Here is a 25,996-nt window from a genome sequence, read left to right as displayed (position 1 = left end):
TTCCATGCCGCAGAAACGATCGGAACAACGGGTTCTACATCCCAAGGGCACTGCGAATTTCGTCCATGATGGGATTCGCTTTGTAGGACTTACACAGTATGTTTATTATCAACAGGCACTTTTCCTAGGCGACTATCGGATTGCCGAAAAAATATTGAAAGCCAAGCCACGGGATCAGTTGAGACGCATCAGGAAAGAAGCGGTGGACACCGATGCATCGGCTGCGTGGGAGGCGCTCTACCCGGAAGTGCTCAAGCGCGGCATCAAAGCCAAGTTCGCCCAGGAACCGACGCTATGCCGTTGGCTGCTTCAACAAAGCGAAGGGGAATTGCGCAAGGTGCGATCGCTCTGGGACTTCAGCGCCGCCGATGCGGAACCGGATCGGAACTTGGACGAGTCGCCGGGGTCGGGCAACCTGCTGGGGGACGCGCTTGCCGAAGTTCGCCAGCAGCTGGCCAGGCAGCACTGAACGGAATCGCCTTCGCGTAGAACCCCGGGGCCGGACCGGCACCGGCCGGCATCGCCGGCCTGCAGCACCAGGGCCGCTCCGGGATCGCGCCGTGGCGACTGCTTCTCGCAGCCGAAGACGGCTGCGTTGAATCACGACCTGTCTGCGCTGCCTACAAGGCCATGCGCGTAAGCAGTCCGACCCGGGGCTTGTGCACCCGCGGCATTGCGTCCAGCTGCTCCTGCGCGCCTCGAGGCACCTTGTTGGGGATGGTTATGTAATCCCTGATGCCGAAATCTTTCGCGGCGATACAGTATTCGGGGGAAAAGATGGCGTAGCGGCCGCCGCGCCAGAAGAAGACAGACTTGCCCTTGTCGTTCATGAACCAGTTCAGGTCGCCAACATCTTCGCCGCTCGGCTTCAGCTTGCGCAGCAAGCGGAGCGCTTCATTGGATATGCCCAGATACTGGGCCGTGTCGTGGATGATTTGTCCTGGGAAGCGGGGGCTGTCTTCGGACGTGGTGACTTCCCCCTGGATCGACCGTTTCGTCAACAATGCAATGACGAGCCTGCCGCGATACGCAGTTATTTCTGCATGCATACATTCTCCTTGCATCACTTCATGACCGCATTGATGCAAAAAGCAGACCTGCCTTGAAGGGCGTATCGAGCAAGGCCGTCACAGGGCATGAGCAAGCCCGTTGTGCGTCACGGCAGATCCGCCCGCGCTACGGCATTGCGCTTTCCATTGCCTTGGAACCGCAGCGCGCAGCCCTTTCCTGGCGCCCGGTTCAGGCGATCTTCGATGCCGCGCCTGCGTTCGCAAAAACCGACTCCATTTCGCGCCGGAAGCGTACCGTCGGCGCAGCCGCATCGAAATCGACATCGTCCCAGCCGACGGTGGCGCCCGCCTTCAGCGCGCGCTTGAGCTTCACGCCATGCGCCAGGCCGAGCGGCAGGCCGCCGAGCGCCAGCGATTCCGCTGCCGGCAGCAGCTTGCCATAGACGGTGAAGCCGCCTTCGCCATCCAGCGTCTCGCCCTCGGCGAGATCGCGCTTGGCGGTAGCGACCACATCGCCCTGCCAGCAGACCGGCGCGCCGGTCGCTTCGCCGCGCAGCCCGATCGAGGCGACGCTGATGCCCAGCTCCAGGCCGATCAGGTGGAAGGGCTTGTACATGGATGAATACCGGCCGCTCGGATCCGTCACCAGCCCATACTCCCTGAAGCAGCGTTCGACGTACTCGCCGCCGCCGGCGAAGGTGACGTACACGCCCCAGCGCAGGTCGCGGAACACCGGCGAGCCGTCGGTCTCGAGGCTGGAGATCACTTCCACCTGGCCGCGCCGCGAAAGCACGCCGCCCTCTTCCTTCGGCTTGAGCACCCGCGCCAGGTCGTCCACCCCGACCGCCGGAAAGGCGAGGCCGGACGGCGCATGCAGGCCGGTCGCGTTCGCCACCGCCGCCATTTCGATGGCGCTCTTGGTACCGTCGAGGAAGCTGTTGAACATCTGCGCATTCATGCCGCCACGCCGCGCGTCCTCGGAGGAGAGTCCGTAATGCTGCCAGACCGTCTCGGGCGTGGACGCGTGGTAGGCCGGCAGGTACTTGGTGCCCTTGCCGGCGGCGATGATCTCGAAACCGGCGGCGCGGGCCCAGTCCACCATCTCGCAGATCAGGGCCGGCTGGTCGCCATAAGCCAGCGAATACACGATGCCGGCTTCGTCGGCGCGCCGCTTGAGCAGCGGGCCGGCGAGCGCATCTGCCTCCACGTTCACCATCACCACATGCTTGCCGTGCCGGCAGCAGGCCAGCACGTGGGCGATGCCGGCGGACGGACTGCCGGTGGCGTCGATGATGATCTCCACATGGGGCGAAGCGATCAGCGCCTGGCTGTCCTCGATGATGGCGGTGGCGCCGCTGTTCGCGGCGTCGTCGAGCGTGCGGGCGGAGAAGCGGTCGTCAGGCCAGCCGACCTGGCGCAGCGACTGCCGCGCCCGCTCCGGCTGCAGGTCGGCGATGCCGACGAGATGGATGCCCGGCGTGCGCGGCACCTGGGACAGATACATCGAACCGAACTTGCCGGCGCCGATCAGGCCCACGCGCAGCGGCTTGCCTTGTTCGGCGCGCAGACGCAGCTTGGCGAAAAGATTCATCTTGTCTCCTGTTGTCGTTGTTCTGCGGCGGGGGCATCGCCCCGGCGGCTCGCGCGTTGATTGTAGGTGGTGAAGCGAGAGGTGGCAAACCGGCGCCCGCTTCGCCATTCATTACAGCGGCAGCGCGGTCTTGTAGCGCACCTGCTTGAGCGCGAAGCTGGAGCGTATCTTTTCCACCTGCGGAATCGGCGTGAGATGGTCGAGGATGAAGCGTTCCAGGGCGGCGATGTCGGGCACCGCCACCCGTATCAGGTAATCGGCGTCGCCGGTCATGAGGTAGCACTCCATCACCTCGTCGCGCGCGCAGACGCGCGCCTCGAAGGCTTGCAGCGCCTTCTCGCTCTGCTGCTTCAGGCTGATGGAGATGAAGACGTTCAGGTTCAAGCCGAGCTGCTTCGGATCGAGCAGCGCGACGTAGCGCCGTATCACCCCGGATGCCTCAAGCGCCTTCACCCGCGCCAGGCAGGGCGAGGGAGAGAGGTTGATGCGGCGGGACAGTTCCACGTTGGAAAGGCTGCTGTCGGCCTGCAGCTCGCGCAGAATGGCGAGATCGATGCTGTCGAGTTCCATGAATTCCGTGCGGTTCGTTTTTCGCAGCATTATCTGCCGCAGGATGAGCGGCATCAAACATTTTCGGCAATAAATTCCGCGGCATCGAAAATAAAATGAGAGCGATGGAGGCCCTATGAACAATCGCATTCCCGAATCCTGCCTGCTCGACGCGATCGCCGCGTCCGACGCCGATCCCGCTGAAACCGCCGAATGGCGCGAAGCCCTGCTGTCGGTGATTGCGACCGCCGGGCCCGAGCGCGCCCGCTTCCTGCTCGACACCCTGGCGGAGATGGCGCGCGGGCCCTCGGTCGGCTGGCAGGCGAAGACCGGCACGCCTTATGTGAACACCATTCCTGCGGATCGCCAGCCGGCGTTTCCGGGCGACCTCGCGATCGAGGAGCGGCTGGCTTCCATCATGCGCTGGAACGCGCTGGCCATGGTGGTGCGCGCCAACCAGGCGTATGGGGAGCTGGGCGGCCACATCGCCAGCTATGCCAGCGCCGCGGACCTGTTCGAAGTCGGCTTCAACCATTTCTTCCGCGCCCGCACCGACAGCTTCGGCGGCGACCTGGTTTTCTACCAGCCGCATTGCGCGCCCGGCGTCTATGCCCGCGCCTTCCTGGAAGGCCGGCTGGGCGAGCGCGACCTGGAGCACTACCGCCAGGAACTCGGCGCCCGCGCCGACGGCGCGCGCGGCCTGTCGTCGTATCCGCATCCCTGGCTGATGCCGGACTTCTGGCAATTTCCCACCGGCTCCATGGGCATCGGTCCGATCAGCGCCATCTACCAGGCGCGCTTCATGCGCTACCTGCAGCATCGCGGCCTGCTGGCGACGGAGGGCCGCAAGGTATGGGGCGTGTTCGGCGACGGCGAGATGGACGAGCCGGAGAGCATGTCGGCGCTCACCCTCGCGGCGCGCGAAGGCCTGGACAATCTGGTCTGGGTAGTCAACTGCAACCTGCAGCGGCTGGATGGGCCGGTGCGCGGCAACGGCCGCATCATCGACGAGCTGGAGCGGCTGTTCGCCGGCGCCGGCTGGAATGTCATCAAGCTGGTCTGGGGCTCCGACTGGGACGGCCTGTTCGCGCGCGACACCCAGGGCGCCCTGGTGCGCGCCTTCGCCGACACGGTGGACGGCCAGTTCCAGACCTTCGCCGCCAAGAGCGGCCGCTACAACCGCGACCATTTCTTCGGCCGCGATCCGGCCCTGCAGCAGCTGGCGCAAGGCCTGTCCGACGAGCAGATCGACCGCCTGCGGCGCGGCGGCCACGACCTGGTGAAGATTTACGCCGCCTACGAGGCGGCCAGCCGCCATCGTGGGCAGCCGACGGTGATCCTGGCGCAGACCAAGAAAGGCTACGGCATGGGCGAAGCCGGACAAGGCAAGATGACCACTCACCAGCAGAAGAAGCTGGACCGCGACGCCCTCCTCACCTTCCGCAACCGCTTCAACCTGCCGCTGTCGGACGAGCAGGCAGCCGCTCTCGCCTTCTACAAGCCGGCGTCGGACAGTCCCGAGATGCGCTACCTGCATGAACGCCGCGCGGCGCTGGGCGGGGCCATCCCGTCGCGCGCCACGCAGGCGGATACAGTGCCGGTGCCGGCCATTGCTTCCTACGCCGAGTTCGCGCTCAATGCCGGCGGCCACGAGATGAGCACCACCATGGCCTTCGTGCGCCTGCTCGGCAGTCTGCTCAAGGACCGCGAACTCGGCCCGCGCATGGTGCCCATCGTCGCTGACGAAGCCCGCACCTTCGGCATGGCCAACCTGTTCAAGCAGATCGGCATCTACTCCAGCGCCGGCCAGCGCTACGAGCCGGAGGACATCGGCTCCATGCTCAGCTACCGCGAGGCGCTCGACGGCCAGATCCTGGAGGAAGGCATCAGCGAAGCCGGCGCCATCAGTTCCTGGGTGGCCGCGGCCACCAGCTACAGCGTGCATGGCCAGGCCATGCTGCCGTTCTACATCTACTACTCGATGTTCGGCTTCCAGCGCATCGGCGACCTGATCTGGGCCGCCGCCGACCAGCGGGCGCGCGGCTTCCTGCTCGGCGCCACCGCCGGCCGCACCACGCTCGGCGGGGAAGGCTTGCAGCACCAGGACGGCGGCAGCCCGATCATGGCCGCCATGGTGCCGAACTGCCGCGCCTACGATCCCGCCTTTGCCGGCGAATTCGCCGTCATCCTCGATCATGGCTTGCGCCAGATGCTGGAGCGGCAGGAGGACGTCTTCTACTACGTCACGCTGATGAACGAGAACTACGCGCAGCCCTCGCTTCCGGCAGGCGTCGAGGACGACCTGATCCGGGGCATGTACCGCTACGGCGGCCATGCGCCGCCATCGGCACGCGCCAGGGTACGCCTGCTCGGCTCGGGCGCCATCCTGCGCGAAGTAATTGCCGCCGCCGAAATGCTGGCCGCCGAATGGCAGATCGAAACCGAAATCTGGAGCGCCACCAGCTTCAGCGAACTGGAGCGGGACGCACGCGAGGCGGAGCGCTGGAACCGGCTGCATCCGCAGGCCGAGGCGCGCATCAGCCATGTGCAGCGCTGCCTGGCGGGCGATGCGCCGGTGGTCGCCGCCAGCGACTACGTCCGCGCCTGGCCGCAGCTGATCGCGCCCCACGTCGGCGCCCGCTTCACCGTGCTCGGCACGGATGGCTTCGGCCGCAGCGATACCCGTTCCGCGCTGCGCGGCTTCTTCGAAGTGGATAAGCGCCACATCGTGCTGGCGGCGCTGGATGCGCTGAGGCTGGACGGGCTTGTCGACGCCGGCTGCTGCGCCGCTGCGATAGCGCGCCTCGGCATCGACGCCGAGGCGGCCGCGCCCTGGACCTTGTGACCATGGACGAGCGGATGGCGCATGCCGCCATCACGGCAGGAGGAGGCCTTCGGCACATTGGTTGCCGACCGGATGGGAACCGTCGATGCAGGTTGAAGCGCTTACGGCGTGACCGAATGCACCCGCTTCAAGCAGCGCAGGGCAAAGGTTGAACGGCTGTGGCGAATGCCGGGGATCTTGTACAGCTTCTGCCGGAGGAAGCGCTCATACCCTTCCGTTCCCGAGACCGCCACCTTGATCAGGTAGTCGTACTCGCCGGTCAGCAGATAGGCTTCCATCACTTCCGGCAATTCGGCCAATGCCTCGCCAAAACGCTGGAAGATTTCATCGTCGTGCCGCTCCAGCGTCACTTCGATGATGACGGTGTCCGGGAGTCCGAGCACGCGCTGGTCCAGCAGTGCGACATAACCGGCGATGAACCCCGCCTCTTCCAGCGCCTTCACCCGGTTCCAGCATGGCGTGGGCGACAGGTTCACGCCTTCCGCCAGCTTCTGATTGCTGATGCGTCCGTCGCGGCTCAGTATGCGCAGGATCTTTCGATCGATCTCATCCAACCGGCTTTCCTTCATGGGGTACCGTTTTCTCGTCGTCTATTTCGATGAAAGTGATTCTATCCACATTCGGCGCATAATGAAGAATGATCTTCCGGTTTTCAAGGGATTCTTCTTCAACAACAGCAGCACATTTCGCGACCTGAGCAGTAAGATCTTCTTGCGCTCACAAGGCGCGAAACCGGCCCCCAGGTTTTCTTCTTCCCTTACCGGGGAAGAAGAAAATGGTCCACCCCCCGGCGCGGAACGGGACCGCACATCGCGAGCAGCGTGTCTTGAAGCGGCTCAGGAACGAATCCTCGGCGCTCGTCAATGCGCAGCCTGGCCTGGCAGGAGAACTTTCGCGCCGCCCTGGACCGCCTGGCTCTTGGCCAGCTGCTCGATCAGCTGGCCGGTATGGAACACCAGCGGCGACGCCGGACGCTGGTGCGACTTGGCGATGGCCAGCAGGCTGGTCATGCGCGGCGCGGTGATCGGCCGGGGCTGGATCAGGGCATCCATCTGGTTGGAATGCACCGCGTTGAGCGGCAGCACGGCGAAGCCCAAACCTTGGGCGACCAGGTCGAGGATGGCTGGAACGCTGTCCACTTCGCTCCTGACGTTGATCTTCAATCCGGCATCGGCCAGGCGCGTCTCCACCAGCATGCGAATGGCGTGCGGCCTGCTGGGGATGACCAGCGGATAGTCCGCCAGCGCAGCCTGGGTCACCGGCTTTCCGAGCTTCAGGCCGGCCGTCCTGCGCGGCTTGGGCGCCATCAGGAACAGGTCTTCCTCGATCAGCGGCACGATCTCCATGGTGGGCGCGGAATTCGGGTTGTAGACCAGGCCGAGATCCACCTTGCCGACCTGCAGCCACTCCATGATGTGGACGGACAGGCCTTCCACCACGCTCAGCACCGCGTTCGGGTACCGCCTCTGAAACTCCTTGACCGTGGCCACCGCGAGGATGCGCCCGACGCTCGGCGGCATGCCGACCACCACCCGGCCAACGATCGAACCGCGCTGCTCCTCGAGGGCGTTCTTCAAATGCTCCACCTGCTGCAGGACGCCCAGGCTGTGGGACAGCAGCAGGCGCCCGGCCTCGGTCATCGTCACGCCGCGCCCATTGCGTATCAGCAGGGTCTGGCGAAACTCCACCTCCAGCGCCCGTATCTGGCGGCTGAGGGCCGGCTGGGCAATGTTCAGCACCATCGAGGCGCGGGAAAAGCTGCCGAACTCGGCAACCCGCACGAAATACTCCAGCTGCTTCAAATCCATGGCGTGGTTCAGGGGCAAGGTGGGCAAACGGCGAACCGTGAGCTATATCAAATCGGTATAACAGCTTTGGGAAATATAGCATTGTTAATCGGACGGCATTGTCCAATAATGGCAGTCGATTTGTCCCGGGCGGTCGTGCCGCATCGGGCATCCATACCGTTCTTCATCACGCATCTTTATTGGATTCACGCCATGAAAGCTGTCAAAGCCCCGGACTACAATCCCGTCAAACCGAGCTACACGCCGCCGCCCAAAGCGTGCGATGCCCACTGCCATATCTTCGGGCCGGAGGCGACATTCCCGTTTTCCGCCAAGAGCACCTACAAGCCGGCCGACGCCCCCAAGGAAATGCTGCGCAAGCTGCATGCGCACCTGGGCCTGGACCGCGCCGTGCTGGTGCAGGCCAGCTGCCACGGCACCGATAACCGCGCCATGCTCGATGCCATCGCCGACAGCAACGATGCCTATCGCGGCGTGGCGATGGTCGAGAAGGATGTCAGCGACCGCGAATTGACGGCGCTGCATGAGGGTGGCGTGCGCGGCATCCGCTTCAACTTCGTCAAGCATCTCGGCGGCGCGCCCGATTTCGATACCTTTCACAGCACCATCGACCGCATCAAGGACATGGGCTGGCATGTCGTGCTGCACCTCGACTCCGCCGACATCCTCACCTACCAGTCGCTGCTCGACGGCATGCCGGTGCCGTTCATCATCGACCACATGGGCCGGGCCAAGGTGGCCGACGGCATCGAGCAGGCACCCTTCCAGAGCCTGCTCAAGCTGATGCGCACCAATGAAAAGGCGTGGGTGAAGATCTGCGGCGCGGAACGCATTTCCGCCGCCGGCGCCCCCTTCCGCGATGCCATCCCCTTCGCCGCCGCGCTGATCGAGTCGGCGCCGGACCGGGTGCTGTGGGGCACCGACTTCCCGCATCCGAACATCAGCGGCGACATGCCCAACGACGGCGAGCTGGTCAACCTGTTCGCCGAGATGTGCACCGATGAAGCCGTGCGCCACCGTATCCTGGTGGACAATCCCGAGCGCCTCTACTGGAAGGATTGATCCAGCTGCCCCGCCGTCAGGCGACGCCGGGGCAACCTCAAGCTGCATAACCGATGGATGGAAAGGATATTTCGATGCGTAACTTCCTCAAGCGCGCGGCATTGCTCGGCATGGCCGCCCTTTTCGCGCTGCCGGGTGTGGCCGGGGCCCAGGCTTACCCGAACAAGGTGATCAAGATCGTGGTGCCTTTCGGGCCGGGCGGCATCGCCGACTTGTCCGTGCGGGTCGTGGCGCAGAAGATGGCGGAGTCGCTGAAGCAGCCGGTGATCGTGGACAACCGGCCGGGCGCCGGCGGCATCGTCGCCGCCGACACGGTGGCCAAGGCGGCGCCCGACGGCTACACGCTTTTGTTGATCAGCAATGGCACGGCCGTCAGCGCCGGCTTGTTCAACAAGCTCCCCTACAACACGCTCAACGACTTCGCGCCGATATCCACCATCGGCTTCTTCGACCTGGTGGTCATCGCCAGCAAGAAGGCGCCGTTCACCAATATCGGCGAGGTCATTAAGTACGCGAAGGACCATCCGGGCAAGCTCAACGTCGGCACCATCACCCGCGGCAGCACCCAGAACCTCGCGGCCGAACTGTTCACGAATACCGCCGGCATCCAGGCGGTGATCATTCCCTACAAGGGCACGCCGGACGTCATCACCGCTGCCACGGCGGGCGACATCGACATCGGCTTCGAAATTCTCGGCCCGATGCTGGCCCAGATCAAGTCCGGCAATGTGAAGGCACTGGCGCTCACGTCCAGCAAGCGCTTCCCCGGGCTGCCGGACTTGCCGACGGTGGCCGAGAGCGGTCTGCCGAACTACCAGGCCACGTCGTGGAACGGCCTGGCGGCGCCGGCCAAGACGCCGAAGGAGATCGTCGACCGACTGAGCAAGGAAGTCGCGGCGGCCGTGGCGCAACCCGATGTCAAGCAGCGCTTGATCGAACTCGGCGTGAGTGCGCAGTCCAGCACGCCTGATGCGACCAAGAACCTGCTGGCTTCGGACATCGCAAAATGGAGCAAGGTGATCGAGCAGGCCAAGATCGAGAAGCAGTGAAGGATGGAGCGCAGCGGCGCGGGAGGCGGAGTCGCTTCCGGCCGCCCGCGGCGACGGTGGAAGCCGCTCTCCGGCGATTGACTTCGCCGCCGTCCACAGCCTGGCAGAAAAGGACTTGATGCAGAGCGCTGGCGAACCGCCGGCCACCCTCTCATGCGGGCGGGTCGGACGAGGCGACATTCGCCAGCGGCGCCCGGGTGATCCAACGCCCCAGGTTGTCGAGGAAAAGGCTCTCGACGCGCTCCCTGTTTCCATCGGAAAAACCGGCACTGTGCGGCGTGACGATCGTATTGGGCAGCGCCCATAAGGGAGACGCCGGCGACAGCGGCTCATGCGCGAAGACATCGAGAAATGCGCCCGCCAGCCGCTTTTCCTGCAAGGCCTCGCACAGCGCGGCTTCATCCACCACTTCGCCGCGCGATACATTCACCAGATGCCCGGTGCGCGGCAACAGCGAGAGCGCTTGCCGGTCGATCAGGTTTTGCGTGGTCGGGGTCAGCGGGCAGGCCAGCACCAGCCAGTCGGTCCGCGGCAACACGCCATGCAGCGCATCGAAGACCACGGCTTCCGCCGCCGGCGGCGAGGGCGTTGCCGACCGCCGGACGGCGATCACCCGCAAGCCGAGCATGGACAGGTAAGCGCCGATGGTCTGGCCGATCGGTCCCCAGCCGACGATGGTGGCGGTCTGTCCCGCGAGGTCGCGCGGCATGCCCGATTGAATCAGCGGCGCCCACCGGCATTCGGACTGTGCGCCGGCGAGCAGCGGGAAGTGGCGGGCGAGCGCCAGGATGCCGGCCAGCGCGGTCTGCGCCACGACGCTGGCATTCGCGCCCGAGGAAGTGGTCACCACCACCCGGCGGCTCCGCAGGGCAACATAAACGGGCCGGTCCGCGCCGGCAGAATGCGTATGCACCCATTGCAGGCTCGGCGCGCCCAACATGGCGTCGAAGAACGCCTGTGTGGACGGATGCACTTCATGCTTGGTGGACAGCCCCGTGACATCGCGCGACACGAACGCGATGTCGGCATCGGCGCTTCCCTCTGTCGCCTCGTGAATCACCAGCTCGTGCGGCCTATCGCCCAACACGCTGCCGATGCGCGGCCCGAGGCGCTGCGCGCACTGCCGGGACAGCAGGATGCGCAGGGTGGGGCCGCCAGGCAGCGATGAACGTTTCTGCGTCATGCGCTATTCCTGCCTTGCGCCCGATTCCAGCACCACCGTCTTCCACTTCTCATATTCCTTGTGAGTGAAGGCATCGAATTGCTCCGGCGTTCCGCCAACCGGATCGGCGCCCTCGCGGACCATTTGCGCCTGTAAATCGGGCAGCGCCTTGTTGACAGCAAGATTGATCTTCTCGATCACGGGGGCCGGCGTGCCTTTCGGCACGAAGATGCCGAACCAGGATCCGGCGGAAAAGCCGGGAAAGCCCTTCTCGGCCACGGTCGGCAGATCGGGCAGCGAGCGTGAGCGGGCGGTGCTGCTGACGGCAATGGCCCTCAGCTTGCCCGCCTGGATATGCGATATCACCGAGGGAATCGTGGCAAACATGGCCTGTATCCGTCCGGTCAGCAGGTCGTTCAGCGCATCGGCGCCCTTGTAGGGCACATGCTGCGCTTCGACGCCGATGCGCTTGAACAGCATGAAGCTCGACAGATGCGATGACGTGCCGACCCCGGTCGAACCATAGCTGATCTTCCCGGGATTGGCGCGGGCATAGTCCAGGAACGCTTCGAAGGTCTTGGCCGGGATGGCCGGCGGAACGACCAGCACGTTGGGGACGTCGGCGATCTGCACCACCGGAGTCAGGTCGGTCAGCGGGTCGTACTTGAGGCCTTTGTAGAGCGTCTGGTTGATCGCAATCGGCCCGACCGAATTGACCAGCAGCGTATAGCCATCCGCCGGCGACCGAACGACGAACTCGGTACCGATATTGCCGCCTGCGCCAGGCTTGTTTTCGATGAAGAACGATTGCTTCAGCTGCGCCGTCAGCGATTGGGCGACCGCGCGCGCCAGAATGTCCGTGGTACCGCCTGCGGTGAAGGCGACCACGACCTTGACCGGCTTGACCGGATATTCCTGGGCCTGAGAAGAGGCGCACGCCAGGACCAATGCACCCAGCAGAATCGTCCTGGTGAAATTGGCGGGCAATACCGGCCGGATGCAGCTTGCAATGCCTTTGATCATGGTGTCTCCTGTCTCTGCTTTGTCGTTGGAATTGGATCGTGCGCATGAGCCGAGCCGGCTTTCCGGAAGCCATCCTGGCATTGGCTGGTCGCCGCGCAGGTCATCCGGATGCATCATGCTCGTCCATCCTTGCGACGCGACCGGCGGACCTGCCCGCAAGCGGCCCGGAACCGCATGGCCGCGGAAGGCGATGGCACAAGCCGGCGCCGCTTCATCGGCAGCGCCATGCGGCTTCAGGTCTTATAACCGGGGTCGATGCGGTCAAGCTTGCGCAGCAGCGCCGGCCACTCCATTTGTCCGTAGGGACGGCGGGTGCCGGGCTGGTAATTGTTCCAGGTCTCTTCCAGGACCGGCTGCGGCACCTTGATCAACGGCGAGTTGCACGCCATGGCCGCCAGCTGCGACCGGCATGCCAGTTCCAGACGGTGCATCCAGTTGAATGCCTCGCCGACCGTTCGCCCCACCGTCAGCACGCCATGATTGCGCAGGATGAGCGCTTCGCCCTGACCCAGGTCCTTGATGAGCGATTCCTGCTCGGCAGTGTTCAGTACCACGCCCTGGTAGTCGTGATAACCGATCTTCAGGAACCGCATGGCGGTCTGCGTCAGCGGCAGAAGACCGCATTCGAGGGAGGACACCGCCATCGATGCCCAGCTGTGCGTATGGATGACGCATCCGACCTCGGGCCGGGCGGCATGGACGGCGCTGTGGATGACCGCCCCCGCCTTGTTGACGCCGTAGTTGAATTCGCCGAAATCGGGCGACGACAGGATATTGCCGTCGTGGTCCACCTTGAGCAGGCAGGAGGCGGTGATTTCCTCGTACATCATGCCGTAGGGGTTGATGAGGTAGGTTCCTTCTTCCCCGGGGATGCGGGCCGAGATATGGTTTGCCATCATGTCGGACATGCCATACATCTCGACGAGACGGTAGCAGGCGGCAAGGTCCACGCGGGCCCGCCACTCCGCATCGGTGCACTTTCCTTTCATCGAACTGATTTTCAGCTCATGGCTCTCCGGCATGGTCTCCTCCATCGTTGATGTTTTGTGCCGTGCAAGGCAGATGCGCCTCGACAGACCGTAACATGATGCCCGCTTCGCCCCGCTTGACAATGCTCAATGCGCAGAAGAGCGGGCCAGGGAGCCCGCCGCCCTTTCGTGCCTGACGACGAAGCTTGAATCTGCGCCGCAGGAAGAGCATGGTCACGCATCACGGCAACAACCGCTCATACCTGCCCGATTGTAGTCATTCTCCAGGACGGCGAAAGCAGCATTTCTTAAAGGCCTGTTCAGATATCGTGAAGACCCTCCTCTGAACAGCTCTCGGAATCGCTCCGGGCGGTCGGCGGATTGAAAACGCTTCCCGCTGCCCCCCCTTTCCGGCGTCTTGCATCGGCCCGGCGCCAGCATCCGCCATTTGCCGATCCGGCTTGCCGGCGTGCCCGCTTTCGCTGGTCCCGGATTACGCCAACTGCTCCCGGCCACGAATCCAATCGATCATCGCCTCGCCGCTCATGGGCTTGCAGATGAAATAGCCCTGACCTTCGTGGCAGCCATGTTCGCGCAAATACTCGAGCACCGGCCCTGACTCGATTCCTTCCGCCACGACCGTCATGCCGAGGGTCCTGCCCAGCACGATCACCGCATCCGTCACGGCCCGGCCCGCACTGTCGGACTCGATCCGGCGCACGAAGCTCTGGTCTATCTTGAGCTTATCCAAGGGCAGACTGCTGAGGTAATTCAGGCTGGAGTATCCGGTACCGAAATCATCCAATGAAATCCGAATGCCCATGTTCCGCAACCGGTTCAGCACCTCGACTGCGCGCCCGATGTCATCCATGACCGCCGTTTCCGTCAGTTCGAGCTGGAGCGCGGACGGACGAAGGCCATGGCGCTGCAGCGTCACCTGCACCTGTTCGGCCAGGTCGAGCCGCCGGAACTGTACCGGCGAGACATTGACCGCAATCGGCACCTCCGCCAACCCGGCATCCTTCCAGCGCCAGTGCTGGCGGCATGCTTCCGCCAGCACCCAGTCGCCGACTGGCCCGATAAGGCCCGTCATCTCCGCCACCGGAACGAAGCGGTCGGCGCTGGTATCGTTCTTCGGCCAGCGGATCAGCGCTTCGACGCATGTCAGCCGGCCGGTATGCATGTCGACCACCGGCTGATAAACCAGGCGGAACTCGTTTCGCTCGATGGCGATCTTCAGTTCCTGCTCCAGCGCGGCCTGCTGGTCGATATGGTCGGACATCTCCGACTCATAGAACTGGAAGCCGTTGCGTCCCTGCTGCTTGGCGTGATACATCGCAGCGTCTGCATGATTGATCAGCGTGTCGATCTGGCCGCCATGATCCGGGTACAGGCTGATGCCGATCGACGCCGATAGCACAAGCTTCAAATGCCCGACATAGAAAGGCTGATTCAATGCGGCAAGCAGATGCATCGCCATGTCGCCGACGTCCTCGGCGCTATCGACCCGCGGCAGCAGAATCAGAAACTCGTCGCCACCCAGGCGAAACACCATGTCCTCTTCCCGCGCGTGGGTCAGGATGCGCTGCGCGATCTGGCGCAGAACCTCGTCGCCGGCTTCGTGCCCATGCAAGTCGTTGATCGGCTTGAACCGATCCAGGTCGATGAACAAGACTGCCGCCTTTTCGTGCGCGCGCCTGGCGATGCCCAGCACATGGCGTGCGTATTCAAAAAGAAGCGCCCGGTTCGGCAGCCGTGTCAGCGGGTCGTGCAACGCCGCCTGCCGCGCCTTTTCCTCTGCGCGCTTGCGCTCGGTATAGTCATGGTAGAGGCACATGATCTCTTCGATGTTTCCCCTGCCGCTCATGAGGGGCACGCAAGTCACGGCGACGTGGCGGGTGCCGTTCGGCGACGGAAACTCGATGTCCGTCTTTTGCACGCTTGCGGTTTCCGCTGCCGCATGCAATGCCGACCGGCGCAGGTCCGCCCATTTGATGCCGCGCAGCTCGTCATCCTGCCGCCCGACCAGCGCCGATGCCGGCTGCTGCGTCACAGCCACCATCGCATGATTGACATAGCGTATGCGATAGTCGCGGTCGTACAGCACGATCATGTCTGGGATGTGGTCCAGCGCCGTACGAAAGCGCTGTTCGCTCGCCTTCAAGGATGTTTGGGCGTAATGGCGCTTGGTGATGTCGCGGATGGTCAATACCGCGAACTGCGGCCTTCCCTGTCCGTCGACCATGAGCGAGCCGCTGAAGCTTGCTATCCATGTGCGGCCCGAGCTGCGCTGCCTGACCTTCAATTCGACATTCGTGGCCTGCTCCCCGCGAAGCAAGCGGTATATCGGCCAGCTCTCCATCGGCACACGTTTCGAATCCAGATTCCATACATCAAAATGCTTATCCAGATCGGCGACGCTCGCCGCCGCTTCGGCGATATCCTGGTAACCGAACATCGCCAGCCCGGCCAGGTTCGCGTCCAGCAGCTGTCCCTTGGTATTGAAGACGAAGACCGCCTCGCTCAGGCTGTCGAATACCGCCTTCAGCCGGGCCTGGCTTTCTTCGACATCCGCCAGCGCCTTCTTCTGGTGATTGATGTCGCTTACGACCGACACGAAATACTTCGGCGCGCCGGACTCGTCCCGCAGCAAAGTGACTGCCAGATACGCCCAGATCGGATTGCCGCTCTTCTGGCGGTAGCGCTTTTCCATCACATAGGAGCAGCGCTTTCCATCGATTAACTCCTGCACCAAGGCTTCGTCCGCTTCGAGGTCGAGCGGGTCGGTAACATCCTGATAGGTAAGGGCGACCAACTCCCGCTTGCTGTAGCCCAGCATGTTGCATAGGAAGGAATTCACTCGCAGGAAACGTCCGTCCAGCGCCACGTGGGCAATTCCCACCGGAACCGCTTCGAGCGCCCGATCCAGCTCGTTTTCCCGCTCCGGGAAAATGTCATCACGCGGCGGCTCGCCTACCGGCCTGCCGGATTGATGCTCGACACCATCACCGCCCTGGTCTCCCGGGAAGCGGTGTAGTGTCAGATGGAGAAGCAAAGGCTGGAAGAAGGCATCCAGCACCGGCGTGAATTTCATCAACACGCCGTGCAGCTGCTTCGAGCCGAGGCAGTGTCCCACGATATAGGCATCGGTGCTTGCAAACGCGTGGCGGCAAAACCGCTCGAGCGTATCGTGGTCAGCCGTCGGGGTTTCAATCCGGATGGGGATGGACGATACGTGGTCTCCGGGTTCAACCGACCTGCCGCATAGCGTGGACAGCATGGCGCGGCACGCTGCATTGATGCCTACCACCCGCATGTCCGGGCCGATGGCCATCGCCGCCGCAGGCATCTTCTCCAGGATCGGAAACACCGGCAGCCGATGGTTGCCTGCAGCCGGCTGCACCGGAGATTGCGGAGGCGGCGCTCCGAGCAGCTGCCCAAGATGTTTGTCCATAGAAAGCTCCAAACAGATCGCCGGCGCTTGCAGCAAGCCCTATCGGCGAAGAGGCTGCGGGGTGCGGAAAAGGTTCAAAAAGGATAGGTCGTTCAAGAATAGGCACACCTATGAGTAACAAACCAGACATGCATCAATCTCGATGAGGATGGTGGGGTAAAGTACTCATCGCCGCACCGCTTGATCGAGGACGAATTAGTGCTTACGGACCATTTCTACTATGCAAAGATCAAGTGAAATTCGATGATCTTCTAATTTGTAGTAAGTCACATAGATACCCTTGGTGTTTACTTGTTCACGGACATTTCCGCAGCACCCGGTACATTAGCGGTTAGTGAATAGCGAAGCAGTCAGTTAATTTCCGCATGGGTATATAACATATAGTCGCCAGTCGACTATCCACCCTACTATGTAGCGTAACAGGAAGCTTTTCAAATCAGTATTGCGTTCGAAGAAAATGGTCCTTTGTCGATTTACATTTAGTCGGCATGCCGCCATTCGGTTGGCCATGCATGTCCCGGTGTTGCTTGAGATTATGCTGCAGATTAGCGACACAGAATCGGTTTCTCAGAATAAGGAAGCAAGGAAACACATTTCGGGCAAGAGACCGCTGTCAACTGGCCCACGCGGTGTCGCCGCGTGTCAGCGACATGAATGGTTCGTCTGTCACGTCAAACTCATAGATGAACTTCCTAGCTGCCAATTGGTGTCAGGCTGGGATGATGTGCCTGTTCTCCTTCCGGCGATGAAGTTCCAATAATCAGCACAGCTTATAGACCAAGTGCGCAAATGGTTGATCAAGCCGAAAGACTAGAGTCGCAGATCTGCACCGGCACCTCCGGTCAAACTCTTCGAAGAGCCTAAGCGACTGCGGCAGAACGCCGGGAGTCACAGAAAGGTAAAGCGTCGATATCCCTCTCCTCCAGGGACCGCGCCTCAGTCAGGCGGAACGTCCGATGCCTGGAGACTGAAGAGCGTCCGCTTCGTCTGGCGCGCTAGAGCTTTTGCATCAGACGAGGGTATGATTCCTTCAACGCAACGCCGGAACCGCGACAGACGGATCCTCCGGACGAGCTGAACGATCAAGCGGCAATCACTACCCGCATGTGCCGTTGAACCAGATGCATGACTGCAGAAAGCGAGAGACTGTTCAAGCACGGCGTCATCACACGTCATCTGGTAGCTATCAGATCAGCAACTTATCGCTTAAATAACCGTCTTTCGGCTACCTTCATTTAGCATCCTGGATTGTGGCTAACGGCCTGAGCCATAAACATTAGCTACCGGGCAACATTACTAAGGAATACCAGGTCCAGTTTAATTCATTTGCACCAAATTCGTTCTTTACCAATACTGGGTAGGAATAAATAGTGCTTTCTTCGATGGACCAACGTAACTGGAGAAGAAAATGAAATTGCAATTTAGCGTCACATCTTTAGTTGTAGCCGGACTCATGACTACTTGTATGGTGGCACCGGCACTCGCCCAAAATTATCCCTCCAAGCCAATTAAATTAATTGTTCCTTTTCCTCCCGGCGGGACTACTGACCTCGTTGCAAGAATCGTCGGCGAACACCTTGGCCGCGAATTGGGACAGCCCGTTATTGTCGACAATCGAGCTGGAGCCGGAGGCAGTATTGGAGCAGCCGCAATTTCCAAATCTGAACCGGACGGATATACGCTAGGCATCGCAACGGTGTCCACACACGCTGTCAATCCTGCTTGCAATCCTAAGGTCGGCTACGATCCCACGAAGGACTTTGCCCCGGTCACCAATATCGCTCGTTCTCCGAACGTATTGGCCGTCAATCTGAATTTCCCGGCACAGGACTACAAGCAATTCATTGATGTTGTACGCAAGAACCCGGCGAAGTTTAGCTATGCATCCTCAGGTACATGTGGCTTGGCTCACATGATGGGCGAACAATTCAAGGTTTCCACCGGCACTTACATCCTCCACGTACCCTATCGTGGCGTTGGACCTGCCTTGAATGATGTCCTTGGCGGACAAGTCCAAATTATTTTTGACAATGTACCTTCGTCCCTTCCGCACATTCAGGGCGGGAAACTCCGCCCGATTGCGGTCGCCTGGAATAAGCGTCTGGACGCAATGCCAACAGTGCCAACATTTTCAGAATTAGGTCTTCAATCAGTGAACGATCCTGCATGGTATGGATTGGTCGCTCCGCCAAAGACACCTGCGGAAATCGTTAAAAAACTGAATGCAGCCGTAGTTAAGGTCCTCAATCTGCCGGAAGTTAAAGAACGTCTCAAAGCGGGCGGATCGGAAGCAGTTGGCAACTCCCCTGAGGCTTTCAACACTGAAATTCAGACCGAGTACAACAAGATGAAGGACCTCGTCAAAAAGCAGGGAATCAAGCTTGACGCCAGTTAAACGCCTGACTTCCTGAGTAGTCAACCTGCCTATTGATAGGCCCGCGCTATGTCGGTTCGAATATGGGACTGAAATAACGCGGGTGGTTTCCATAAAACTTGGGCACCGTCAAGTAACCGCATTAGCGATGCAGATCACGTATTCCGATGATACTTAAGTTTCATCGATTACCGCTCTAGTTTTATTTGTATATAGCAATTCTGAAAGCCCCATCTGCCGGACGATTCTGGTTGGTTCCTTACGACGTGAGGTCCAACTTTTGGCGCAATTACCAATACAAATACCTCAATAACAAATCCCAATTATATGTTCGAGACTAGCCCGAATACCAAGTTAGAAACCGCTGAGAGTGTACATCCATCCAAAAACGTGATTGATTTGATTACGCGTTTCATTGCCTTCCCAACTGTATCCAGGGACTCAAATCTCGGACTCATCGAATGGACCAGGGACTATCTAAAAAAATTTGGGGTTGAATCAAGGCTGACGTACGACCAATCCGGGAAGAAAGCAAACCTGTTTGCAACGCTTGGCGATGGAAAATCGGGCGGAATGATACTGTCCGGACATACTGACGTTGTTCCGGTGGACGGCCAAAACTGGGCCACTGACCCTTTCACCGCTACGTTGCACAATGGTCGCATCTACGGCCGAGGTAGCTCCGATATGAAGGGTTTCATTGCCACTTCACTCGCCTTGGTGCCCTATTTTCTTGAACAAAACCTAAAGAAGCCAATCCACTTCGCGTTTTCCTATGACGAGGAAGTGGGCTGCCTCGGCGTCCGCAGCTTGATCGCCGACTTGAAAGAGCAAGGAATCGCTCCTGCGGGATGCATTGTTGGCGAACCGACAGACATGCGCCCGGTCATTGCCCATAAAGGAACGCACCGGTTTCGTTGCTGCGTTCGGGGCAAGGAAGCTCATTCGAGCTATACCACCCATGGCGTGAATGCTATTGAGTATGCATCGAGACTTATCGTCAAGATCCGCGAAATTGCCGACAAGCTCGCCAGGGAGGAATCAAAAAACTTCAACTTTTCCATCCCTTATTCAACGCTTCAAACCGGACTGGTAAGAGGAGGGATTGCACCCAATGTCGTGCCACGTGACTGCGAATTCCAGTTTGAGCTACGGACCTTGCCCGGCACCGATCCGGAAATCTTATTTTCCGAGATCCAGACGTATGCAGACATTCTCCTCGCGGCCATGCGAAACGAATCACCAGAAGCAGCAATAAGCTTCGAAAAAGTCTCCGGAAGTCCTGGACTCTTTATGGAAGCAAGCGATCCCTTGATTGACCTGGCAGTAAAGCTTTCCAGAAAACCCCATGGCGGTGGTGTTCCTTATGGGACGGAAGCCGGACTATTTCAACATGCGGGCATCCCGACGGTAATCTGCGGTCCGGGAAGCATTGAGCAAGCCCATAAGCCTAATGAGTTTGTGTCACTCGATCAGGTGGCGCAGTGCGAAGCGTTTTTGAAGCGTCTTGGATCGATGGATTCTCAGCAAGAGATCTCCTGAATCAAACTTTCGCAATGCTTCTAATCCGATCCTTGGACTGATCCTAACGGTAGCTGGCCTCCACGCACCACGGTTTGCGTAGCGGCCAGCCACCTTGACAAGCAAACACAAGCACCATTGCGTACGTCGGCTCCGACTCATAGAAATTCGGCAGATTACACCACTGCGACAGCATTTTCAGACTTGCTGTTGTGAGCAACGACGAGACTGCTCTTTCCGCTCGCTCAATATTGATTCATTGGGGCGCACGCTGCGTTCGACTGCGTCCTATCCTCGCGGATGAGGTATTCACAATCGAGTCAAAAGATCGAACCGGTTATTAAAGAATCTACTGGCTGGCAGGACCAGGAGCAGTCTTTGCCAATCGCGTACTCGGCGCCAATCGCCGGCTCACCGCAAGCGTGTCTTGGCCCGACAGCACCCCATTTCCTGCAGTAGCGACTCTCGCTTCCACCCACTGCAGACGACGTTGTTCAGTCTAAATCTCATAACATCTGTTGTTCACACGGTTTGCATAAAAGTCAATTTGTGAAGTTACACCAAAAAATAGCAGCCAGGCGATTTCCCAATATCCGCCATGAACCGCTTTTGTAAGAACCTCTGCTCGCTAATGGCCAATTGACCTGTCAATAATTCTCAGGATTTCTGAAATTGATTGGCACGAATCTGGCTTGTTAATTGCGAACGCACACATTTAGCTACGTTGAATGTCGCGTTGACTTGCAATCATCTGTCCATTGAAGCTTGAAAAATTAGGGGGAGAAGTCCATGTCTGGTCGCAACTTAGGTCCAAGTCAATCCACCTCCAGAGAAAAAACGTCGACAATAAGTCCCCAATCTTCACCCGTTCTTTCCAACTCGTCCAAACAATCCAACTCGAAAAGTCATTCAAAAACAGGAGAGAACTCAACTGCGCAATCTTGGCTAAATCAGCTGAACCGAAATCTTGAGATAAGGTATGTGCCACAGACGGTCGGACCTCCAAATTATCTCGACCCGCAATATCGCGCCAATGTTAAGGTCCGTTTAGATCAAGTCGTTCGCAGCCTTAGCAATGGCCAAGTAACAAGCATCGAGCACTTGGTCTACTTTTACTCTAATCATGCGGCAGTGAATTGGAGTGGTGAAGGTGGGCCAACGTTCTCCATGCTGTCGAGGGCTCTGCAAAAAGATCTCGAAAGCTCAAGTACGGGTATCAATTTATGGAAGGACCTGTTGAGTCCGCAAGGAAAGGGAATTCTTGAGTCTCGGCGAAGAGAGAGACCGACTCTGAATGTCGGTGCGGATGTTCCGGTACGGGTTTCGGTAGAAGTGGATCATCGACTGATAAAGACCGACGTCACGCCCGAACTCAAGTACAACCGGAAGACCAATAAGAAAGAGGTTGTTGGGTACTACCTGGATGGCTACTATGAAGGGCCGGTTGATTCGCCGCTTGTGACTGATACCTCTGTTTCAAAACGCCGAAAGCTGACTTCCAAAACCGGCCAGCCGATCACTGATCTAAACGCTGCGATGGATCGCGCGAGGGAAGTGATCAAGAACCATGGATTTACGTACAAAACCGATGGCCCACAACCGGCCGCGGCAACGTCGCAGGCGCCCCTGAACGCGAAGCAGTTGGCCAAGATGGATTGGAACGCCCGTCTGAGATGGGTCACCAAAGACATTTTTAATCTCAACTCGCTTGGTGGGCGCGTTGGAGAGCAGTTTAGTGAGATGATACAGTCCCCGCTTTTCTGGGGGGGCGTAGTTCTTTTTACCGCATCTTGGCTCAAGGGATGGGGCAAGCTGGCCGAACTCGCCGCATGGGGCTTCGGCGCGGCAGAACTGGTGCATATCTTCACGGAGTTAAAGAAGATCAAGGAGCTAATAGACCGTCCGAGTGTAGCAAATATGGAAAGAGCGGCAGAGTTAATAAATGGGTTGGTAGCGAGAGTAACGCTGGACGGTTTGATGGCCGTGGGTGGCTACGCGATGAAAAAATTTGGCCCAAATAATGCCAAGCCGAACAAACCCGCCGAAACTGCTAAAGCCGGTGTTTCACCTAATACTCGCACAACAAAAACTGAACCTGCCTCTGGAAATGCGTCTGGATCAACGCAGAATTCAATTCCAAAGTCCACAGTCCGCAATTCTCTTGCAGAGAACCGGAATTCACCCTCTAAAGCAAGCGGTGTCTCGCCCAAGACCAATGGAACTCCACAAGCAACGCTAGAAAATCGGAACAGGTCTGCTTCCACTATGAATTCAGTGATGGAGAAACGGTCGGCGCAAGTAAGACCAGAACCGTTAAGAGGACAATCAGCGGGTAAAAATCAGCCGCTTCGAGAAAAGACTAGTACAGCTTCCACTGCAACGAAACCTGGACAAGTGCGTATCATTAAAAGACGTTCGAATCCTGTGACTTCTCATGAAAGTCGCGGTACTGGTGGCGCCACTAGCCTCAAAAAACCAAGGAAAGAAAATGGCTCTGCGGCTCAGCCGGTTCAAAAAGCACTTCCCGGCACGGCGCCAGTTCCAACTTCGCGAATGCTCCCCGCGAAGTCGACGCCCAACAATACAGCCAAACCGGTAACTGTAATGAGCCCAAAGCTCCAACAGGCGTTACAGCTCGAGCGCGATCTTCCTGGAACCGAGTGGGAAAGGTTTTTCAATAATCTCGATCCGGTTACCCGCTCGCAGCTGGACACGGCAAAGACTGGGCAGGGAAACATCGGGCAAAGGACGCCGCAAGCTTACCAAAGACCGTATCAATACACGACCCCGCTTCAAAATCCGCTGAATAAAGCAGAGGTAGTCGCAGGAACAGTTACGGTCTATACGCCCGGTAAAGTGCCACGCCAAATTCAGATTGAGCAGGGAATCAACATTAACGGGGGAAACAGGGGTACTCATGCCGGAAAAGGTTCCTTGCAGATCGCTGGCGAGATAGAGGGCGCCTATAAAATTATGGTGACGCTCCCCGGGAACAAGATTGGAGCGTTCGCAGCAGTGACGTTGAATGACCCTCGAGCTCTTTCCTATGGCGGTCCAAAAAATACCGCTTATCTAAGCCATGTCGTTAACAGTGCTCAAGACATACGGTATCCAGAATTATTCTCCCATGGTCCGGTGGGAAAAAATTCAACGGTTCCACGTGCGGTCTCAACGCTACTTCCAGAAGTGGTGGCAATTGCTCGCGACAATGGTCAGGCAGCAATCGTTTTTTACACTAAAAATTTTAAGGCGGGGGAAGTCTATACAGGAACTGCCAAAGATCTCATGCAGAACGGGTCTCTTTCCGGCGTCAAGATCTGGGAACATGCCAATTCGAATTGGCGTATTTCGTTAGCAATAGAAACACCAACTCGCCTTGGATCCCCAGCTAGCAGTACAAGAGTACAAGAGTTATCCTCTACCGCCATCGACAACGCAATGGCTTCGTTGCCCAAGACAGGTGAGCCCCATACGATCCAGTATGAAACTGCCAACCCGAATGAACTGACTTCTTTTATCGAGTTGGGACAAGCCTATCTCAAGCAAGGTCGCATTTCTGCCTACCAAGCCATTCGAGTCGCTGATCGTCAAGGAAAACCGTCATTTATCCTTGAAATGCAGCCGAAGCGGGAGGGTGTTCACTCTCTGGAGCCAGCATCGCCTAGGAATGCGAAGCAAACTCCACAAACGCCACCTGTGGCTCAACCTTCGCTTTCCGAAAGAGTTCGATTGCTCACTGAGGAAGGGACGCTTAGCGGCTTCACCGTCTTCAAGGATAGAAGTTTGACGCGAGTCGCGCTTGAAAACGAATCCCTGCCCCGCCTTGGCTCGCCCGCCGCAAGTAGAAAAATCGGTACGCTTTCGGAGCCAGTTCTTCAAAACGCGATTGCCTCCGTGAGAATGGAGAATCCGGAAACGCTTTATTTTTCGACTGAGAATCCAGCAGAAGTCAGCTCCTTTGTCCGCATGGCTCAATCTTTTCTTGAAAAAGGGCGCGTCGATGCATATCAAGCGACACGGATTCAAGGTAAAAATGGGAAGCCAGCCTACCTTCTCGAAATGAAGCCCAAACCGGCCAAGACCACCCCTGGCCTAAAACAGCCCGAGTCTTATCTGCCCAAATGGCCTGTCGATCCAAGGGAATTGCCGTCGATTAGCTCGAAAGCTAAAAATCCACCTCGTTCTGGTTCAGGGACGTCAGAACCGTTGACAGCGAAACCATCCGGCGTAGCCGAGCAGGCGCCCAAGGTGCCCCTGGCCCCGGATCAGCACAATCCGTGGCAGCTCGGCGGGACAAAATCATCAGCGGCGAGCACTACTACTGCAGCCAAGCCGACGGCTAACACAGATGTGATACCGAATCAGAGCAAGCCATGGTGGCAGCGGTTAACCTATCAAAGTCCTATTGATAGCGCATTGAATGCAACTGCCAAAGTTGTCGGCAATCTATCAGTACGCTCAAAAGATGCACTACTTAAAAGGATTAAAGAGACCCTTCCGAATTCTCCACTTTTCAATGACATCAAGGTTGCCAAATGGGTCACAGAAGGTGTGCTGCGCGATTCGTTAACCAAAATTGCGGACACCCCGCTTGGTAAAACAATCAACAGCTTCTATGGCAATAGCGGCGTCCACAAGACGATCGAGACGATATATCACGCTGCAGAAGTTACAAAATCACCGATCAAGATCGGACGCGATGCGGCCATAGCCGTAATTGCGCGTGGTCTAACCAATGGCCAGACCCAGCATCTGCAATTCAAGCCTGGGGATACTGATCTAACGCCATTGGAGAAGCAGATTGCCCGACGCCTTGCATTGCCTAAGAATGTTCAGGTCGATGTTTGGGTTGCTCCGATTCCAGGCATGGAAACTACCAACGGTTATGCGATTATCGGGGGTTTCCAAGCTGACCACATGGCTCTACCACCCGGAATGCCTGGACAACCTGGTACGGCTCAAGCTGGAGGAGTAATTGGGAAAACGACTTCTTTCTTTCCCACGGCTGGCTGGTATGGGCCTTCCGGTGCTCTTCTGTGGAACTTCGGTACCGAAAATTTCGGAGTTGGCCAGTATGGACGTGCCTCTCTCCTGGCGCTGACCGCTAATCTACCCAAGGTCGAAATGGATTGGAATCGAAACGTGACTCAGACAAGGGTCAACGAAGTCAGTGTTGCCGTATCAGCATCCCCACTAAATCTATACACAACAGATCGCTTCACTGTGGGACCGATTAATTACATGGATACTAGGATTTCTGGTCCTCTCAATCTTGCAACTATCAATTTCCTAGACTTGATTGGCCTTAGAAATCCGCTGAAGGTCAAAACTGGTGTAACCGGTTATCGGGAAGGTTTTATTAATGGGAACGGTGGTTTCAATCCCAACGGTAAGGATGTCGAAGCAGTTGGGAAAGCAATGAACTACATACTTGGACCAATCAAGCATCTCCTAAGCCCGGCGCAAAATTCTGAAGCACAAAACAAAAAACCCGCCACCAAAAAATGATGACGGGTCAAAAGACTCCACCAAGAAGGAGACCAAAAACGTGAAGTCGGCGTTCAGATTACTCCTTCGTTC

At 58.9% G+C, this 25,996-nt stretch carries 16 protein-coding genes; 7 read left to right on the top strand and 9 right to left on the bottom strand.

The genetic code is table 11. The features are described 5' to 3' along the window. The first annotated feature begins 4 nt into the window (after positions 1 to 4). The gene (locus CHB88_RS17040; RefSeq protein ID WP_176442526.1) at positions 5 to 469 is read left to right on the top strand and encodes an NADAR family protein; all 465 of its coding nucleotides are present in this window, start codon (positions 5 to 7) and stop codon (positions 467 to 469) included. 151 nt (positions 470 to 620) lie between these two features. Here CHB88_RS17040 and CHB88_RS17035 read toward each other — a convergent pair whose 3' ends face one another. The 3 genes from CHB88_RS17035 to CHB88_RS17025 form a co-directional block, all read right to left on the bottom strand. Then, the gene (locus CHB88_RS17035; protein ID WP_089400542.1) at positions 621 to 1,049 is read right to left on the bottom strand and encodes a hypothetical protein; all 429 of its coding nucleotides are present in this window, start codon (positions 1,047 to 1,049) and stop codon (positions 621 to 623) included. Between the two features lie 190 nt (positions 1,050 to 1,239). After that, a complete protein-coding gene (locus CHB88_RS17030) occupies positions 1,240 to 2,601 on the bottom strand; it encodes an NAD(P)H-dependent oxidoreductase (RefSeq protein WP_089400541.1) in 1,362 nt (453 codons plus the stop codon). A 111-nt stretch (positions 2,602 to 2,712) separates the two neighbouring features. Continuing rightward, positions 2,713 to 3,171 (bottom strand): Lrp/AsnC family transcriptional regulator, encoded by a 459-nt coding sequence (locus CHB88_RS17025; RefSeq protein ID WP_089400624.1) that lies wholly within the window; start codon positions 3,169 to 3,171, stop codon positions 2,713 to 2,715. 115 nt (positions 3,172 to 3,286) lie between these two features. On the opposite strand from CHB88_RS17025, the gene mdeB reads away from it, so the two are divergent. After that, on the top strand, positions 3,287 to 5,995 hold the full coding sequence (mdeB, locus tag CHB88_RS17020; RefSeq protein WP_089400540.1) for an alpha-ketoglutarate dehydrogenase: 2,709 nt from the start codon (positions 3,287 to 3,289) through the stop codon (positions 5,993 to 5,995). Positions 5,996 to 6,096: 101 nt separating this feature from the next. Here the strand turns inward: mdeB and CHB88_RS17015 are convergent, their stop codons facing one another. Both CHB88_RS17015 and CHB88_RS17010 read right to left on the bottom strand, forming a co-directional pair. Further along, a complete protein-coding gene (locus CHB88_RS17015) occupies positions 6,097 to 6,564 on the bottom strand; it encodes an Lrp/AsnC family transcriptional regulator (RefSeq protein WP_089400539.1) in 468 nt (155 codons plus the stop codon). A gap of 291 nt (positions 6,565 to 6,855) precedes the next feature. Continuing rightward, positions 6,856 to 7,803, bottom strand: coding sequence for a LysR family transcriptional regulator (locus tag CHB88_RS17010; protein WP_089400538.1), 948 nt, complete (start codon positions 7,801 to 7,803; stop codon positions 6,856 to 6,858). Between the two features lie 192 nt (positions 7,804 to 7,995). On the opposite strand from CHB88_RS17010, the gene CHB88_RS17005 reads away from it, so the two are divergent. Next, on the top strand, positions 7,996 to 8,865 hold the full coding sequence (locus CHB88_RS17005; protein WP_089400623.1) for an amidohydrolase family protein: 870 nt from the start codon (positions 7,996 to 7,998) through the stop codon (positions 8,863 to 8,865). A 68-nt stretch (positions 8,866 to 8,933) separates the two neighbouring features. Then, positions 8,934 to 9,914: a Bug family tripartite tricarboxylate transporter substrate binding protein gene (locus tag CHB88_RS17000; protein WP_425436123.1), complete on the top strand. Its 981-nt coding sequence runs from the start codon at positions 8,934 to 8,936 to the stop codon at positions 9,912 to 9,914. Between the two features lie 151 nt (positions 9,915 to 10,065). Here CHB88_RS17000 and CHB88_RS16995 read toward each other — a convergent pair whose 3' ends face one another. The 4 genes from CHB88_RS16995 to CHB88_RS16980 form a co-directional block, all read right to left on the bottom strand. Next, positions 10,066 to 11,097, bottom strand: coding sequence for a D-2-hydroxyacid dehydrogenase (locus CHB88_RS16995; RefSeq protein ID WP_089400536.1), 1,032 nt, complete (start codon positions 11,095 to 11,097; stop codon positions 10,066 to 10,068). A gap of 3 nt (positions 11,098 to 11,100) precedes the next feature. Then, on the bottom strand, positions 11,101 to 12,099 hold the full coding sequence (locus tag CHB88_RS16990; protein WP_089400535.1) for a Bug family tripartite tricarboxylate transporter substrate binding protein: 999 nt from the start codon (positions 12,097 to 12,099) through the stop codon (positions 11,101 to 11,103). A gap of 233 nt (positions 12,100 to 12,332) precedes the next feature. Next, a complete protein-coding gene (locus CHB88_RS16985) occupies positions 12,333 to 13,121 on the bottom strand; it encodes a class II aldolase/adducin family protein (RefSeq protein WP_089400622.1) in 789 nt (262 codons plus the stop codon). A gap of 439 nt (positions 13,122 to 13,560) precedes the next feature. Continuing rightward, positions 13,561 to 16,557: a sensor domain-containing protein gene (locus CHB88_RS16980; protein ID WP_176442525.1), complete on the bottom strand. Its 2,997-nt coding sequence runs from the start codon at positions 16,555 to 16,557 to the stop codon at positions 13,561 to 13,563. Between the two features lie 1,372 nt (positions 16,558 to 17,929). Here CHB88_RS16980 and CHB88_RS16975 point away from each other — a divergent pair. The 3 genes from CHB88_RS16975 (at position 17,930) to CHB88_RS24650 (ending at position 25,924) form a co-directional block, all read left to right on the top strand. Beyond that, entirely contained in the window at positions 17,930 to 18,916 is a 987-nt protein-coding gene (locus CHB88_RS16975) for a tripartite tricarboxylate transporter substrate binding protein BugE (RefSeq protein ID WP_089400533.1), read from the top strand. Positions 18,917 to 19,222: 306 nt separating this feature from the next. Beyond that, entirely contained in the window at positions 19,223 to 20,437 is a 1,215-nt protein-coding gene (gene argE / locus CHB88_RS16970) for an acetylornithine deacetylase (protein WP_089400532.1), read from the top strand. Between the two features lie 768 nt (positions 20,438 to 21,205). Next, entirely contained in the window at positions 21,206 to 25,924 is a 4,719-nt protein-coding gene (locus CHB88_RS24650; RefSeq protein WP_143131329.1) for a hypothetical protein, read from the top strand. The last annotated feature ends 72 nt before the right edge of the window (positions 25,925 to 25,996 follow it).

The sequence above is a fragment of the Noviherbaspirillum humi genome (assembly GCF_900188095.1).
Lineage (GTDB): Bacteria > Pseudomonadota > Gammaproteobacteria > Burkholderiales > Burkholderiaceae_D > Noviherbaspirillum > Noviherbaspirillum humi.
Note: the sequence above shows the minus strand (reverse complement) of the source record. Positions and strands in the feature narration are given on the sequence as shown.